The 15,419-nt window shown below is 65.9% G+C and carries 14 protein-coding genes and 1 pseudogene; 11 read left to right on the forward strand and 4 right to left on the reverse strand.

The genetic code is table 11. From position 1 onward, the window contains the following. From FKP22_RS06470 to FKP22_RS06480, 4 genes are all read left to right on the forward strand, one after another. The coding region (locus FKP22_RS06470; RefSeq protein ID WP_141286311.1) for an RHS repeat-associated core domain-containing protein at window positions 1–2,956 on the forward strand (2,956 nt) is incomplete at its 5' end. Between the two features lie 74 nt (window positions 2,957–3,030). After that, window positions 3,031–3,618, forward strand: a complete 588-nt coding sequence (locus FKP22_RS06475) for a hypothetical protein (protein ID WP_141286313.1) — start codon at window positions 3,031–3,033, stop codon at window positions 3,616–3,618. Between the two features lie 84 nt (window positions 3,619–3,702). Continuing rightward, on the forward strand, window positions 3,703–4,269 hold the full coding sequence (locus tag FKP22_RS31840; RefSeq protein ID WP_170200784.1) for a hypothetical protein: 567 nt from the start codon (window positions 3,703–3,705) through the stop codon (window positions 4,267–4,269). An 88-nt stretch (window positions 4,270–4,357) separates the two neighbouring features. Continuing rightward, the gene (locus FKP22_RS06480; RefSeq protein WP_170200785.1) at window positions 4,358–5,080 is read left to right on the forward strand and encodes a FadR/GntR family transcriptional regulator; all 723 of its coding nucleotides are present in this window, start codon (window positions 4,358–4,360) and stop codon (window positions 5,078–5,080) included. 14 nt (window positions 5,081–5,094) lie between these two features. Here FKP22_RS06480 and FKP22_RS06485 read toward each other — a convergent pair whose 3' ends face one another. The 3 genes from FKP22_RS06485 to FKP22_RS06495 form a co-directional block, all read right to left on the reverse strand. Beyond that, window positions 5,095–5,748 carry a BON domain-containing protein gene (locus tag FKP22_RS06485; protein ID WP_141286317.1) on the reverse strand — a complete coding sequence of 218 codons (654 nt, stop codon included), beginning with the start codon at window positions 5,746–5,748 and terminating at the stop codon, window positions 5,095–5,097. A gap of 38 nt (window positions 5,749–5,786) precedes the next feature. Further along, window positions 5,787–6,440 (reverse strand): BON domain-containing protein, encoded by a 654-nt coding sequence (locus tag FKP22_RS06490; protein ID WP_141286319.1) that lies wholly within the window; start codon window positions 6,438–6,440, stop codon window positions 5,787–5,789. A gap of 120 nt (window positions 6,441–6,560) precedes the next feature. Then, window positions 6,561–7,805: a hypothetical protein gene (locus FKP22_RS06495; protein WP_141286321.1), complete on the reverse strand. Its 1,245-nt coding sequence runs from the start codon at window positions 7,803–7,805 to the stop codon at window positions 6,561–6,563. Window positions 7,806–8,000: 195 nt separating this feature from the next. On the opposite strand from FKP22_RS06495, the gene FKP22_RS06500 reads away from it, so the two are divergent. From FKP22_RS06500 to FKP22_RS06515, 4 genes are all read left to right on the forward strand, one after another. Continuing rightward, complete coding sequence (locus tag FKP22_RS06500; RefSeq protein WP_141286323.1) at window positions 8,001–8,978, forward strand: chromate resistance protein ChrB domain-containing protein; 978 nt, start codon at window positions 8,001–8,003, stop codon at window positions 8,976–8,978. Window positions 8,979–8,994: 16 nt separating this feature from the next. Continuing rightward, the gene (locus tag FKP22_RS06505) at window positions 8,995–10,191 is read left to right on the forward strand and encodes a chromate transporter (RefSeq protein ID WP_141286325.1); all 1,197 of its coding nucleotides are present in this window, start codon (window positions 8,995–8,997) and stop codon (window positions 10,189–10,191) included. A gap of 118 nt (window positions 10,192–10,309) precedes the next feature. Next, the gene (locus FKP22_RS06510; protein WP_141286327.1) at window positions 10,310–10,780 is read left to right on the forward strand and encodes a chromate resistance protein ChrB domain-containing protein; all 471 of its coding nucleotides are present in this window, start codon (window positions 10,310–10,312) and stop codon (window positions 10,778–10,780) included. Window positions 10,781–10,958: 178 nt separating this feature from the next. After that, window positions 10,959–11,795: an SHOCT domain-containing protein gene (locus tag FKP22_RS06515; RefSeq protein WP_211361317.1), complete on the forward strand. Its 837-nt coding sequence runs from the start codon at window positions 10,959–10,961 to the stop codon at window positions 11,793–11,795. Window positions 11,796–11,876: 81 nt separating this feature from the next. On the opposite strand, the gene FKP22_RS06520 is transcribed toward FKP22_RS06515, so the two are convergent. Beyond that, window positions 11,877–12,488, reverse strand: a complete 612-nt coding sequence (locus tag FKP22_RS06520; RefSeq protein WP_141286328.1) for a TetR/AcrR family transcriptional regulator — start codon at window positions 12,486–12,488, stop codon at window positions 11,877–11,879. On the opposite strand from FKP22_RS06520, the gene FKP22_RS06525 reads away from it, so the two are divergent. From FKP22_RS06525 to FKP22_RS06535, 3 genes and pseudogenes are all read left to right on the forward strand, one after another. Continuing rightward, window positions 12,471–13,490: an SDR family oxidoreductase gene (locus tag FKP22_RS06525; protein ID WP_233446811.1), complete on the forward strand. Its 1,020-nt coding sequence runs from the start codon at window positions 12,471–12,473 to the stop codon at window positions 13,488–13,490. The genes FKP22_RS06520 and FKP22_RS06525 overlap by 18 nt on opposite strands. A 74-nt stretch (window positions 13,491–13,564) precedes the next feature. After that, complete coding sequence (locus FKP22_RS06530; RefSeq protein ID WP_211361318.1) at window positions 13,565–14,533, forward strand: alpha/beta hydrolase family protein; 969 nt, start codon at window positions 13,565–13,567, stop codon at window positions 14,531–14,533. A 70-nt stretch (window positions 14,534–14,603) separates the two neighbouring features. Continuing rightward, window positions 14,604–15,357, forward strand: a pseudogene (locus FKP22_RS06535) (IS3 family transposase); the annotation flags it as partial. Between the last annotated feature and the right edge of the window lie 62 nt (window positions 15,358–15,419).

Here is a 15,419-nt window from a genome sequence, read left to right on the forward strand (position 1 = left end):
GCGCGGTATGCCCGCGGGCATGGACAACGACAACCAGTACCTGTACTACCGCAACACCTTCTACTGGGACAAGCACGCCTACCAGCTGGCCGCCGGCGACTACACCCAGGCCAAGGTGCAGCACTGGTACCACGACATGGTGAACTTCAGCTATTCGTCCAGCGCGGCTGCGTCGAGCCTGGATCCGCTGGAAGGCCGGCTGTGGCTGCGTACGCCCAATGACAGCGGCCTCACATCTGGCACCTACAACCAACCTTGGCAGATCGGCCGAGTGCTGGACGACGGCAGCACGCAGCTCACCACCGTGCTGTACAACCAGACGGGCAACATCGCCTCGGTCACCGACCCTGAAGGCCGCTACACGCAGTACAGCTACGGCAATGGCAACGGCATCGACGTGACCCGGGTGCGGATACGCGACAAGAACGGCAACTACTACGTCACCGCTCAGTACACCTACAACAGCCAGCACCTGCCGCTGACTTACACCGACGCAGCGGGACAGGTGACGCAGTACACCTACAACCCGGCCGGGCAACTTCTCACCAAGACCGATGCGCTCGGGCAGGTGTGGAGCATGCAGTACGACGCGCTGGGCCAACTGCAGACCATCACCAATCCAAACGCCAAGACGGCCCTGTCCTATGCCTATGACGGCCAGGGTCACGTGGCAACTGCGACCGATTCCGAAGGCCGGACGGTGAGCTACGCCTACGACGCATTCGACAGGCCCACCACCACCACCTATCCGGATGGCAGCACCGAGCTGCGCACCTACGACAAGCTGGACCTCAGCAGCTACACCGACCGAAGCGGGCGACTCACCAGCTACGTGATTGACGCCAATCGCCGGCTGACCGGCGTGGTCGACGCGCTGCTGCGCACCGTGAGTTACGGCTACTACCGCAACGGCCAACTTCTCTCGATCACCGACCCCAAGGGCAACGTGACAAGTTGGCAACGAGACCTGCAAGGTCGGCCCATTGGCAAGACCTACGCCGATGGCAGTGTCGAAACCCTGGCCTGGGAAACCTACGGCGGGCGACTCAAGTCTCGCACCGACGCAGAAGGCCGCACGCAAACCTTCAGCTACCGCAAAGACAATCAGCTCGCCAGCATCGCGTACAGCGGTGGCTCTGTCAGCACACCGACCGTCAGCTTCAGCTACGACCCGGTGTTCTCGCGGATCAAGTCCATGACCGACGGCACGGGCACCACGCAATACCAGTACGGCGCGGTCGGCACGCTGGGCGCCTTGCAACTGAGCAAGGAGGACGGCCCGTACACCAACGACGATATCGTCTACGGCTACGACAAGCTGGGCCGCATGATCAATCGCACGGTGGCCGGGACGGTGGAGAGCGTGGCCTACGACGCACTGGACCGCGCACTGTCCGGACAGAGCGCGCTGGGCAGCAGCGCTTACACCTACCTGGGCGAAACCGAGCAGCTGCTGACCCTCGCCATCGGCACCAAAGCCAAGACCACGTTCACCTATGACACCAATGTCAACGACCGGCGCCTGAAAGGCCTCGCCCACCTGGGCACACGCGGCTACCAATACACCAGCGACGCGCTGGGCCGCCACGTCGGCATTGCCGACACCACGATCGCCGGGGTCGCGCGCAACTGGACACCCGGTTACGACGCGGAGGACCGAGTGACCGCGCTAACGGCCTCGCCGGGCGACGCCTCCACCTACACCTACGACCCGGCCGACAACCTCACCAGCCTCACGTTGCCAGGCGGTGGCACCTCGGCCGCCACCTTTGGCGTCAACAACCAGCTGCTGAAGCTGGCTGGTGCCAACGTGACCCATGACGGCGGCGGCAACATCACCGACGATGGCAAGCGCACCTACACCTGGGACGGTGCCGGCCGGCTGGCCACCATCCTTTACAAGAACAATGCCGCGCTGAAGACGCAGTTCCGCTACGACGGCCTGGGCCGGCGCGTGGCCATCGTCGAGACCAACGGCAGCACGACGACCGAGACGCGCTACCTGTGGTGCGGCGCGGAGTTGTGCCAGGCACGAGATGCATCGGATGCCGTGACGCGGCTCTACTACGCCGACGGTGAATACCGGCCATCCAACTCGGCCAAAACCTACTACGACCGCGACCAGCTCGGCTCGGTGCGCAACACCACCAACATTGCCAACGGCAACGTGCTGGGCTCGCTGGACTACGACGCCTACGGCAATCTGGCGGCCAGCGGTGGCACGGCCACCAGCACCGACTTCCGCTACGCCGGAATGTTCTATCACCCCACCAGCGGCCTGTACCTCACGCAGTACCGCGCCTACAACCCGGCGGCCGGGCGATGGCTGTCGCGAGATCCCATCGGGGAAACGGGCGGGCTGAATCTTTACGCCTACGCAGGCAACAATCCAGTCAATCAAAGCGACCCGACCGGGCAGTGCCCTTGGTGCGTTGGCGCCGCCATCGGTTTCGGCGTGGACCTGGTGTCGCAGTTGATCGAAAACGGCGGCAACCTCCACTGTGTCAGCCTGGGCCGCCTGGCGGCCTCCACCGCCTTGGGTGCCCTCGGCGGCGGTCTTGGCGGCAAGGGCCTGACGAGTGCCTTGCGCGGCCTTTCCAACGGCACGAAAGGACAGATTGGCGAAGCCCTTTCCGTCGTGAGCAACACGCTGAAGGGAAGCGTCCAGACGGCCGCCCGCAACTCGCAGTCCATTCCAGGTCAGACAACATTCGTCGACAGCACCTGGCGTTCCATCCGGGGCGTTTCCTACTACGTCGAGTCCAAGTTCGGAACGGCAGGACTCACTGCCGCGCAGCGGCGCGCAGCGGCGGCGATGGGCGACGCCTATCACGTGGAGAGATGGACCTATCCATTCTTCGAAAGAGCCGGGGCCGCGGCAGGCGGTGCTGCCGGTGGTGCGGCGGGCGGTGCCGCAGGCCGAGCGGCGGGCGACGACTGCGGGTGCAACAAATGATCCCCGCGTGCCCTCACCGGGTGCCCTTTAGACTCTCGAGGGTCCAAACTGGCCCACTCAAAGGCTGACAGCGCATGGGATTCAACATTTCATGGATTGCCATCATGGGCGCCACGGCCCGGCAAATGACCGAGGACCTGGGGTTCACGCCAACGGGTAAGTTCGCAACGCTGGCCAGCCAACCATTGCAAGGTGCCGAACTGCCAGGCAAGGGGTATTTGGTGGTCGCAAGGGGCGACGAACACGCCATCCTCTCGCCGGGTTTTCTCGCGGCCCATTCGGAGAAACATGACATCGTGGCCTGCGCCGTGGAAGAACACGTCATGCACTGCCAAGCCGCCTGCTGGCGCGCCGGCAAGATGGCATGGAGCGCCGAGCATGACGGACAAGAATCCCGGCGGCACCTGGTGACCCAAGGAAGCCTGCCGGCATCGTTTGACGAAATCCTCCAGGCCGCGAAGCGTTTGCAGGATGTGGAGGACTCGGCTGCGCAGGAGGTCGACTTCTTCTTCGAGGTGCCACTCCAGCTGGCCCAAAGCATTGCCGGTTTCAAGCACGACGAAGAAACACCGGGCCTTGCAGGCAACGGATTTGAAACACTCGCCTCGACTCGCGGTCAAGGACCCGGCCGCCAAAGCAGATGGTGGGAGTTCTGGCGGTAGGTTGTCCCGAATCAAAAGGTGGTCACCCTTCGGCCGACCTCTTCGTTCTGCCGCTGAGGCGCGGCGACATGGGCACAAAACGCAATGCTTCAGCACGGCTTCCTCGACGGCATGGAAACCATCGCCACGCTCAGCACCACCGCGGTCCAGTCCAGTGACGTGCAGGCCAACGTTCAGGCGCTGGCAGCCTACGCTGCGGCGCACCCAGAGCTAAGCTGCGTGATCTTCGGCACGGGGGCGCAAACGGCGCAGTGCTACCGCGATCTGGCCGCGCTGCCGGGGGTGACGCTGCTGTTCAGCGAATCGGTGACGCGTGGCGCGCTGCGGCTGCTGTCCTGGCTGGTGCCCAGCCATTGCGGGCTGCTGCAACTCGACGAAGTGCGGCTGGCCTGGCCATTGTTCGACAAGCTGATGGACGCTTCGATGGCCGGGCTTTACCTCTTCGAGCGTGCGCTGCTGCCCGAAGTGATTGCCCAGGCCCGCGCCGCCAGCAGCACGCTGCACTATGGCCTGGGCCTGCAGCAGCAGCCGGCCCATGTGGCCTACCTGGTGGACGGCGACAACGAGGAAGTGGCTTCCGGCATCGTGCAGATCGTCTCGGTGGGCACGGCCATCACCGGGCTGCAGCTGCTGCACGGCACGCCGGCCTGAGCCTGGGCGGGGCCGGGTGGGGCCGGTTGGGGCAACAAGGCCCATGCATAATCAGATTCATCAAGTGACGCGCGCAAATCGCCCCGCCGTGAAAACCCTGCAGACCCCGGGTCTCCGCCCGCTCGCGCGCGGCGGCGCCGCCGAACAAATCCTGGACGATCTGCGCGAACGCATCCTCAGCCGTGAATTTTCGCGTGGCGACAAGCTGCCCACCGAGCGTGAAATGGCGGCCTCCTACCAGGTGAGCGGCGCCACGGTGCGTGAAGCCATCCGGGCGCTGGCGACCATCCACATGGTGGAAGTGCGGCACGGCAGCGGGGCCTACGTGACGGCCGACGCCGGACAACTCATTGCCCAGTCCCTGGACTCGATGATCAAGCTGGAGAAGATCGGCACGCAGGATGTGCTGGGCGTGCTGTCGGCGCTGAATGCACATGCCGCAGAACTGGCCGCCGTGCGTGGCACCGAGGCACAGATCACGAACATGCAGGATGCCCTGACCCAGATCGAGCAAGGCAGCACCTGCGAGGATTTTGAAGTCGGCCTGAAGCGTTTCCTGGACGGCCTGGCCGATGCTTCCCACAACGCCTTGCTGATCGCGACCTGCAAGTTCCTCTCCGGCCTGCAGATCGACATGACCCGCCAGCTGGCCGGCGGCTCGGTCAAGCGCTGGCGCCAGGCCACCGGCCTGTTGGCCGCCGACAGGCGCAAGCTCGTGACGGCCATCGCCCGCCATGACGCCAACAAGGCCCGCACGCTGACCCTCGAATGCCACCGCCGCGCGGAAGAGGCCGTCAACGAGCTGAGCTGAGAAGCGCCCGGCGCTCAGTGCGCCAGCTTCATCAGGTCCACGACCTTGTGCACGCCGGGCGTGGCCCATGCGGTGCCCAAGGCCGTTTCGCGTTCGGCCCAGTTCCGGATCGTTCCGGTCAGCGTGATCTCGGCGTTCTGCACGGCGACGGCAATCTTCCCGGCATCCAGGATGGCCACACGGTTGAGCGCGGCTTCGATGTCCGACTTGATGACCGTGACCACCACCGAAGGCTGGATGCCGATCTCGTCGCTGAGGCCCAGCACGCCCATCAAGCGGCGAACGCTTTGTGTGGCCTGCTGCTTCTGGTAGTGCCAGTCCACCAGGCCGGAAAGCGTGACATGGCCGCCTTCGACCCTCACCTGCAGGGCACCGGCGGGCAGCTCGGCGGTCCATGCCAGCACGTGCTGCACAGCGCCGGCGATGTCAGCATCGGTGCGCTTGCTGAAGCCAGGGAGCTGCACCTTCAAGCGGGTGGCCAGGGCATTGACGCCAGACACTCGCTGGGCCGTGCGTTCCGCGGTCCATTTCTCGGCGTATGAATCGACCCGCCCGGCCAGCGTGACGATGCCGTCCTTCACTTCGACCCCGATGCGCGCAGCGTGCACCGAGGGTTCCCATCCGAGTTCAGCGCTGACGTCCTGCTGCAGTTGGCGGTCGGTCTTCATGGTGGTGGTTCCTGGCTGCGAAGTGGAGACCTGAGGGTTCAGTAGACCAGGCTCATCTTGTCGATGACCTTGCGAACGCCGGGGCTGCCCCAGGCGGAGCGGGTCGCCGAATCACGCTCGGCCCAGCTGTGCACCGCCCCTGTGAGGGTCACGCTGGTACCGTGGACTTCGACGCCAATGGCCTTCGCATCGGCGGCGGCGCTGCGGCGAAGGGTGGCCTCGATCTCCGCCTTGACGACCGTGGCCGAGGGCGAGGGCTTGATGCCGATCTGGTTGCTCACCCCCGTGAGGCCGGGCAGGCTGCGCAGACTTTCCGCGGCATCCTCGCGCTGGAATTGCCACTCCACCTCGCCAGACAGCGTCAGCCAACCCTGCTCGACCAGCACCTTCACGGCGTCCTCGGGCAGGGAACCGGTCCAGCTCAGGATGTTCCGGGCCGACTGCGCGATGTCGACATCGGTGCGCTTGTCGAGCGCGCCCAGCTTGACCTCCAGCTCGACGGCCAGCCCCCGGATGCCGTTGACACGCTGCGCGGCGCGCTCCGCATTCCACTTCTCCACATGGCTGCTGACCTCGCCGGCCAGGGTGACCACGCCGTCCTCCACCTCGACGCCGATCTGCGTCGCATGCACCGCGGGCTCCCACCTGAGCTCGGCCATCACGTCCTGCTGCAGCTGCGAATCGGTCTTCATGACGAGCCTTCCGGTGGGTTGAAAGACACGTAGCCTCTGCCCTCTTGGCGCCCAGGTCTGTGCGACAACCCACGCGGCGGCACACCGGACTGCCGGATCCGGCGCAAGCACCCGCCGCCGTCAAAGCCCGGTGCTGGCTCGCCACACGCCTTCGGAGCAGTCGGCGCAGTACGGTGAGTCTGGATTCACCGCCGGATTGAACCGGTTGTAGAACACCACGGGACCGCCGCCGGTGATGAACACCTCTGGATCCATGCGGATGCGCAGGGCGCTGTCATCGGAGACCTTCCACAGCCGCGGCGAAGCGGTGGGGGCGATTGCGGCGACGTAGATGGCCGACGGGTAGTCGTTTGGCACGCTCTTGATCGCCAACACCACATAGGAGTTGCCGTTGTAGGTGAACGGCTCCGGCGAAGCCACGGTGCCGCCCTCCGGCAGCATCACGCTGCCAATCGGTGACCACGGGCTGTCGCCCAGGCCGTCTCCGTCCGCCTGCTGGAAGAACCGCAGCTCGTTGCCGTTGACCGTGCTCATCAGCGTCAGCTTGTTGCCGTACTCCGGCGCCCGCCAGACCCAGGGCACGGTGCGCTCGTCCTTGGCGCCATCGTCGTTGGTGATCTGCACCAGCCTGCCGCTGTCCAGGTGCTCGAGGAAGACCTGGTTGATGCCGTTCACAGCCTGCGCATAGACCAGCCCGGCATAACCCTTGGTGAAGCGCACCGAAACCGGCTTGGGCGTGCGCGCCATGCCCTGGACCTTGGCCTCGGAGGCTGCCTGGTAGACGTAGCGCCAGTAGTGGTTGTTCTTGGCGTCCACGTAGCTGATGCGCGGATTCGGGTCGCCATCGTCGTCGCTCGCATACGGTGCGTTGCGGCCGGCGTCCGGTCCAAGCAGGGTCGGTGTGCCCCAGGTGCTGCCATCGGCGCTGCCTTCCACCATGGCCAGGCGGGCGGTCGAAGCCTTCGAGACGCCTCCTGCGAACTTGGTGTAGACCACATGGTCGCCGGTGGCGGTGGAGATCCACTCCGGCCCATTGGTGGTGATGTTCATCTCCTGGGGCGTGATGGCATCCGAATCCAGCATGCGGTAGGTCGGCTTCAGGAAGTTTCCGGTCACCGGGTCAATCGTGCCCACCCACAAGTGCCCCTTGTAGTCGCACCAGGTGAACATGTTGCGTGAGGCACTGAATTCGAGATCGATCAGATCGGTGCGCGCAGAGGCTTGGGCCTCGTTCGGCGCGAAGCCCGGCTTGAGCTGCGCCCATCCTGCAGCCGGTGCCAGCAGTCCTCCCAGCATCAAGGAAATCAGCAGGGCCCGGTGCCCGGCGAACGGGCTGGCGGGGTGGCGGCGCTCGGCTTTCGACATGGCAATCCCTCTGCATGAATGGTTCTGGGCCGCTGGGTGCGGCCGAACATTCAAGCAGGAAACTTGCCAGTGGTTTCATATGCGAAAGCCGTTGGAAAGGCATGCCAAGCACCCGCTGCCAGCGCCCCAACGCGGCAAAGGCGGCTCCAGGAAAGAGCCTTGTATTGATCACTACACATATGTAGCATCAACTACATGAATCCTTCTCCCGCCGGGGCCTGGCTGCTGCTGGTCCTCTCGCTGCCCACGCAAAGCGCCACCGCCCGGATGCGGATCTGGCGCGCGCTCAAGGCCCAGGGCTGCGCCGCCTTGCGTGACGGCGTCTACCTGCTGCCGCGCCGAGCCGGGCACGAGGCCGCGCTGCGGGAGCTCGCCGAGGCCTGTCTTCGCGAAGGCGGCAGCGCCTGGACCATGGAAGCCAGCCCCACCGGGGCCGACGAAGCGCTGGCCTTTCCGGCCTTGTTCGACCGCTCCGAGGACTACGCAGCGCTCATCGCGGCCTGGAAGAAGGCAGCAGCCACGCTGCCTGGCCTCGCGCCCTCAGAACTGGCGCGGCTGCAAAGAAAGCTGCACCGCGACTTCCACGCGCTGCGCGCCATCGACTTCTTCCCTGGCGACGCCAGCCTGGAAGCAGACGCCGCTTGGACGGATTTCAGCCGCCGCGTGGAGCGGCTGTTGTCACCGAACGAGCCGCAGGAAGTCGAAGGCCAGGTGCCTCGCTTGCGCGCCGACGCCTACCAGGGGCGCCTCTGGGCGACTCGGCGGCGCTTGTGGGTCGACCGCGTTGCCAGCGCGTGGCTGATCCGCCGCTTCATCGACCCTCAGGCGCGTTTCCTGTGGCTGCAGCAACCGGCGGACTGCCCTGCCGACGCGCTGGGCTTCGACTTCGATGGTGCGAGCTTCTCGCACGTCGACCACTTCGTGACCTTCGAGACGCTGATGCTCAGCTTCGGCCTCGAAGGCGACGCGGCGCTCGGCCGCCTGGCCGCGATGGTCCACCAGCTCGACGTGGGCGGCGAGCCGGTGCCCGAGGCGCTGGGCTTCGAGGCCGTGCTGTCGGGCGCTCGCGAGCGCCTCGGCGACGACGACGACGCGCTGCTGGCCGAGATGGCCACTGTGCTCGATTCCCTCCACGCCTACTTTCAGCGCGACCCCACCAAGAACAGGACCTGAGGAGAAGGAGAACCCCATGAGCGACCCGACAAGCCCACCGATCGACCTGCCCGCGCAGCCCTCCTACACGCTCTGGCAGCTTGTGGCCTACATGCTGGGCCTGGGCACCTGGGGCTTCGGCGGCCCGGTGGCCCTGGTCGGCTACATGTACCGCGACCTGGTGGAGAAACGCCGCTGGTTCACCGAGGCCGACTACAAGGAAGGCATGGCCATCGCCCAGCTGATGCCCGGACCGCTGGCGGCCCAGCTGGCGATCTACCTGGGCTACGCCCACTACCGCCTGACCGGTGCAACCCTGGTCGGGCTGGCCTTTGTGCTGCCGTCCTTCGTGATGGTGGTGGCTCTGGGCACCGCCTATGTCTCGTTCGGCGGCATCGGCTGGATGCAGGCTGTTTTCTACGGTGTCGGCGCGGCGGTGATCGGCATCATCGCGATGAGCGCCTACAAGCTCACGACCAAGAACATCGGCAAGGACAAGCTGCTGTGGGCCATCTTCGCGGTCAGCCTGGCGGTCACGGTCATCACCCAGTCCGAAGTGATCTGGCTGTTCCTCGGCGCGGGCGTGCTGGTCTGGTTCTGGCGTGTGCCGCCGGCCTGGCTCAAGCGCGGCAGCGTCAACGGTGTTGCCGCGCCGCTGGTGGCGATGTTCGCGCTGGACACGGTGGACACCGCCAAGCTGGCCAAGATCGGCGCCTACTTCGCCTATGCCGGCAGCTTCGTGTTCGGCAGCGGCCTGGCCATCGTGCCCTTCCTGTACAGCGGCGTGGTCAAGGAATACGGCTGGCTGACCGACCGGCAATTCGTCGACGCGGTGGCCGTGGCCATGATCACCCCCGGCCCCGTCGTGATCACCACTGGCTTCATCGGCTACCTGGTGGCCGGCTTCTGGGGCGCGGTGGTGGCCGCCGTGGCCACCTTCCTGCCCTGCTACCTGCTGACGGTGCTGCCGGCGCCGTACTTCAAGAAGTACGGCAAGCGGCCCGCCATCGTGGCCTTTGTCGATGGCGTCACGGCCGCGGCCATCGGGGCCATTGCCGGCGCCGTGATCGTCATCGGCCAGCGCTCCATCACCGACTGGGTGACCGCCGTGCTGGCGCTGGTCACGGCCCTGGTGCTGTGGCGCTTCAAGAAGGTCACCGAGCCGGTCATCGTCGTCTCGGCTGCGCTGATCGGCCTGGTGGTGCATCCGCTGATGGTTCATTCAGGCGCCTGAATGCCACAACCCGAGCGACAGCATCCATTCGCGTCACCATCCCGGGGGCTGCCGTGAACATCCAGACTCGTCCCCTGCTGCGCAAAGACTTGCCAACGCAGGACAAAGGAGCCGGCTCATGAAATGGGTCACCCGCGAACGCCCGAAGATCGACCGCATCGCCTGCCCGTGGCTGATCGCCCGCTTCATCGACAAGGCGCCCGAATTCCTCTACGTGCCGGCAAGTCAGGTGCTGGAAGTCGCCCGGCAAACCGGCGCGGTGCCTTATGACATTCCCGGCGTGGAGATGACCCACGTGGGCGAGCTCTGCAGCTTCGATGCCTTCCTTGCGAAGTACCAGTTGCAGCAACCCGCGCTCGCCCAGCTGGCCACCATCGTGCGGGGCGCCGACACCTCGCGCCTGGACCTGGCGCCGCAATCGGCCGGCCTATACGCCATCTCGCTGGGCCTGTCCAAGACCTTTGCCGATGACCACGAGATGCTGCGGCACGGCCTGGTGATGTACGACGCACTCTATGCCTGGTGCGTGTCGTGCCAGGCCGAAACCCACCACTGGCCGCCGCAGGAAGGGCCTGCCTCGGCGTCCTGATCGCAGCAAGCCGCCAAGCGCCGTCTGCAAATGCGGCGTGGCCGGTTTCGCAAGCATGCAACCAGGCTTGGCCAAAGTTGCCGCCTGCAGGCGAGACTTCACCAGCGCCTTGCGCGACGTGAGCACGGTTTGAATCGCTTCGCAGCCCCGACCAGGCGACGGTGCTATCGTTTGCGCCATGAAAACCAAGCTCTGTCAAACTGCTCGCGTCGTGCTGATGGCAGGTGCGGCAATCGCCGTCGCCGCGCCGGTTCATGCGGGCATCGGGTCGCTTTCCAGTGCCGCGCAGCAGGCCGCGTCCAGCGCGCCCGCTCGCCAGCGCACCTGGACGCTTGGCGACTATTCCGAGGTGCGGCTCGTGTCCATCGAGGCTGGCGCAGCACCCAACCAGCACCCGACCCGGGTGCCCGCCGATCTGCTGCTGGCGCAGCTGAGGGCGATCCGTTCGCAGACCGCCAACGCCGACGCGCCCCTGTTCAGCAACGGCGAGCTCAAGGACCTTGCCGAATCGCTTTCGAAGGCGCTCGCGATTGCGGCCCCCTCCGACGATGTCGTCTTCGTCTCGTCGGCTCGGCGGGACGATGGCAGCTTCTTCGTCCCCAGCGCGGTGACCGCCCGCTTGTTCGTCCAGGGCGGCGCCTTGCAATTGATCGTGCACGACGCACGGTTCGATTTCTTCGACCGTGCCCGCGGCACGCACACCCGGCCTGACTTCGAATTCGGCGCCCGCGCGAAGGCCGGAAACGCCGTGCTGCAAAGCGCTTCCGCGGCAAGCAAGCGCTCCGACTGGCTGGAAGTGCCGCTGGTGATGCCAAGCGCTGCGGCACCCGCCGCAGCGGTGCCGATGCCCTCGCCTGCCGCGGCCGCGACGCTCCCTGCGCCGCGCGCACGCGAGGCCGTCTCGGCCGACGAGATCGAGCAGCGCCTGCTGACCCTGAAGCGGCTGCGCGAGCGCGGCCTGATCAGCGAAGAGGAATACCAGCAAAAGCGCAAGGAAATCCTGGCGCTGCTGTAGCCCGTGCGACAAGCGGCGCCTGATCGCGGGCGCGCCTGGCCCGCGAGGGCGGCCGAGAACCGGCCCGGCAAGACCTTGGGTTCAAAGCTCGGACTTCAGGCTCTCGAAGGTTTCACGCAGCAGCTTGGCCATCGGCTTTCTGGGACTGGGCTGCTCGTGCCAGGTCTGTGCCGTCAGCCGCATCGCCCCCATCGACACCATGGCCACCATGCGCAGCGCGGTGCGACGCTCTGGCTGGCGCCAGACTTCGCAAAGCTGCGAAAAAAGCACCTGTTCCTGCTCCGCGTAAAAGGCCTGCTTGCGCGACTGGAGCGTGGCGCTTGACCGCATCAGCGTGTCGATGGCCACCATCTCTTCGGTGCTGTAGCGCGCCATGTGCTTCACGAAGATGTCCCGCACGGCATCCAGTGGCGGCACGTCCGGCGAAGTCTTCAACAAGTCGGCGTAGATGGCTCGCCAATGGACGTCCTGCGAGAACAGCAGGATGTCGTCCTTGGACTTGAAGTACGAGAAGAAGGTGCGCCGGGAAATGCCCGATTCGGCGGCGATGACGTCCAGCGTCGTGCCTTCGAAGCCGTTGGCGAGGAACAGGCGCAGGGCGGTTTCGGCGATTCGGTCGCGCGTCTCGCGTCGCTTGCGCTCTCGCAGGCCTTCGGTGGACGCGCCAGGCGCCAGGTGGGACGTTTCCGACATGGAAGGGCTCTTGTGTATTTGCACCAAGTGCGGTACAAACTGCACTTAGTGCAGTTATTTCTGCATCCAAGATACCATACACGAGGACACATGGCGCCCTGGACCGCATCTGACATCCCCCCGCAAACAGGCCGCGCCGCGGTCGTCACCGGCACTGGAGGCCTGGGCTTCCACGACGCATTGGCGCTCGCCCGGGCTGGTGCGCGGGTCATCATTGCCGGGCGCAATCCTCAAAAGGGCGCCGCTGCAGTCGAAGCGATACGGCGCAGCGTGCCGGCGGCCGAGGTGAGCTTCGAGCCCGTGGACCTCGCCAGCCTTGAGACCATCAAGGCGTTCGCTGCGAGGCTGCGCACCACTCAGGGCAGCCTGGACCTGCTCATCAACAATGCCGCCGTCATGGCGCCGCCACGGCGCGAGCTGACGGTCGACGGCTTTGAGCTGCAGCTCGGCACCAACCACCTCGGCCACTTCGCGCTGACCGCACACCTGCTTCCCCTGCTGCGAAAGGGCAGCCAGCCACGTGTCGTCAGCCTGTCCAGCGTCGCAGCCCGAGCGGGCGCCTTGCATTTCGACGACCTGCAATCCGAGCGCGGCTACAAGCCCATGGTGGCCTACGGCCAATCCAAGCTGGCCTGCCTGATGTTCGCGTTCGAGCTTCAGCGCCAGAGCGACGCCAACGGCTGGGGCCTGCAAAGTGTCGCCGCGCATCCGGGCATCGCGCGCACGGACCTGCTGCCCAACGGCGCCGGCGCTGCCAGCCCTCAAGCCATGATTCGCCGCTTCTTGTGGTTCCTGTTTCAGCCTGCCGCGCAAGGGGCCCTGCCCACGCTCTACGCTGCAACCGCGCCCCAGGCCAAAGGCGGCGGCTACTACGGCCCCGACAGGCTCAGCGAGACACGGGGCCACCCCGCTGCAGCCCGAATGCCACTCCAGGCACTCGACGAGAAGGATGCGGCGCGCCTGTGGGTTGAATCGGCCAGGCTCACCGGAGCCGGCTTTTGATTACCGGCACCGGCGCGCCGGCGGACCCGCGGCGGCGAAGGCTTTGCGCCCTGTTGGCCACAACAGCTCTTCCGTTGCCGGCGTTGGTGCGGGCGCAGCCTGCCGTGCCGCCGTACCGGGTGCACGACTTCGACTGGGTCGACGCGCAACGTTCACGTCCCGTGCCTTCACGCCTGTACTGGCCAGCCGATCTGTCGCCCACGACCAGGGTGCCACTGGTCGTGTTCTCCCACGGCATCGGCGGCTCGCGGCAGGGGTACAGCTACCTTGGCAAGCATTGGTCATCCCGGGGCGTGGCAAGCCTGCACGTGCAGCATGTTGGCAGCGACGCCGCGCTTTGGCGCGGCAACCCGTTCGGCGTGGTGGGCCGGTTGCAGGCGGCGGCACAGGAAAGCGAGGCGATGGCCCGGGCCGCCGACATGCGCTTTGCGCTGGACCGCATGCTTTCCGATGAAACCGGTGCGCTTGGTGCCGCCGTGGACCCTCGTCGCCTTGTCGCGGCCGGCCACTCATACGGCGCGAACACCACGCTGCTGATCGCAGGGGCACAGGTGGTCCGGCAGGGCCGCACGGTCGACTGCCACGATCCCCGCTTCTCGGCCGCCATCGTCATCTCTGCACCGCCGTTCTACGGCGAAGCCGACTTGGCAACAGTGCTCGCCCATGTGTCGATGCCGACGGTCCATGTGACGGCCACCGACGACGTGATCGAGATTCCCGGCTACCGCTCGGGCCTGGTCGATCGGCTGGCCGTGTTCGACGCCATCGCCGACCCTCGCAAGCTGCTCGCAGTCTTCCAAGGCGGCTCGCACAGCGTCTTCACCGACCGTTCCCTCACGGGCGGCGCGGCGTTGAATCCGAAGGTGAAGGCAGCGACCGCCGAGCTCTCTCTGGCGTTCCTGGACCTGACTTTCCGCGGCAGTGACGCTGCGCTCAGGCGATGGCAGGCCGACTGGCAGCCCATCCTGGCCAAGGCCCCCGGCGCTGCTTTCCCGGCACGCGCCGATGGGAGAACAGCTGTCTCTGACATCGCATGGCAATGAGTGTTGGCGCCGATCCAAATTTGAGCCACCGGGGGTGCGGACGATTTCTTGGACTACCTGGAGGTAGTTCATGTACTCATACGAAGATCGGCTTCGCGCCATACGGCTCTACATCAAGCTGGGCAAGCGCGTCGGCTTGACGATTCGCCAGCTCGGCTACCCGACCGAGAACGCCTTGAAGGACTGGTATCGCGAGTACGAGAAGCGCGGCGACTTGTCCGCCGGTTATACGCGCCAGCCGATGTACTCCCAAGCGCAGAAGGATCGTGCCGTCGAGCACTATCTCGAGCACGGTCGCTGCATCGTGGCGACGATCAAAGCGCTGGGCTATCCCTCGCGGGATCTGTTGTCTGCGTGGATCGAACAGGCCCATCCGCAGGGGCGTGCCCGCGCCACTGGTCGAGTCGCTGAACTGGCGCCGGAAGCCAAGCAGTCCGCTGTCATCGCCTTGTGCATGCGCCCGGCAAGCGCGCAAGCGGTGGCCGACGATGTGGGCGTGTCCCGAGGCTCGCTGTACAAGTGGAAGAATCAGTTGCTCGGCCACGACGCACCCGTACCCATGAAGCGCCAGCAAGATGCCCCGTCAAACTCTGATCGAGCCGAACTGGAACAACAGGTCGAGGCCCTGCGGCGCGACATCAGGCGTCTGCAGCTCGAGAAGGACCTGCTGAAGAAGGCGAATGAACTGCTAAAAAAAAGAACTGGGCATCGACCGACAGCAGCTGACGAACCGGGAGAAGACACAGCTGGTTGATGCCCTCAGAGCGACCTATACCCTGGCGGAGCTGCTCAGCGAACTGGACCTGCCGCGCAGTTCCTACTTCGTCGGCCCTGCAAAATCCATTTCAAGCGCAGCGACAGCAGTCATTTGATTCCTTGAGCCGCA

This window comes from Ideonella azotifigens (genome assembly GCF_006519715.1).
GTDB classification, from domain to species: domain Bacteria; phylum Pseudomonadota; class Gammaproteobacteria; order Burkholderiales; family Burkholderiaceae_C; genus Ideonella; species Ideonella azotifigens.

Coding starts and splice junctions, on each gene's coding strand:
- FKP22_RS31840 (WP_170200784.1), top strand. CDS start 3,703: ATGCTTCAGCACGGCTTCCTCGACGGCATGGAAACCATCGCCACGCTC.
- FKP22_RS06485 (WP_141286317.1), bottom strand. CDS start 5,748: ATGAAGACCGACCGCCAACTGCAGCAGGACGTCAGCGCTGAACTCGGA.
- FKP22_RS06515 (WP_211361317.1), top strand. CDS start 10,959: ATGAAAACCAAGCTCTGTCAAACTGCTCGCGTCGTGCTGATGGCAGGT.
- FKP22_RS06505 (WP_141286325.1), top strand. CDS start 8,995: ATGAGCGACCCGACAAGCCCACCGATCGACCTGCCCGCGCAGCCCTCC.
- FKP22_RS06500 (WP_141286323.1), top strand. CDS start 8,001: ATGAATCCTTCTCCCGCCGGGGCCTGGCTGCTGCTGGTCCTCTCGCTG.
- FKP22_RS06490 (WP_141286319.1), bottom strand. CDS start 6,440: ATGAAGACCGATTCGCAGCTGCAGCAGGACGTGATGGCCGAGCTCAGG.
- FKP22_RS06520 (WP_141286328.1), bottom strand. CDS start 12,488: ATGTCGGAAACGTCCCACCTGGCGCCTGGCGCGTCCACCGAAGGCCTG.
- FKP22_RS06495 (WP_141286321.1), bottom strand. CDS start 7,805: ATGTCGAAAGCCGAGCGCCGCCACCCCGCCAGCCCGTTCGCCGGGCAC.
- FKP22_RS06475 (WP_141286313.1), top strand. CDS start 3,031: ATGGGATTCAACATTTCATGGATTGCCATCATGGGCGCCACGGCCCGG.
- FKP22_RS06510 (WP_141286327.1), top strand. CDS start 10,310: ATGAAATGGGTCACCCGCGAACGCCCGAAGATCGACCGCATCGCCTGC.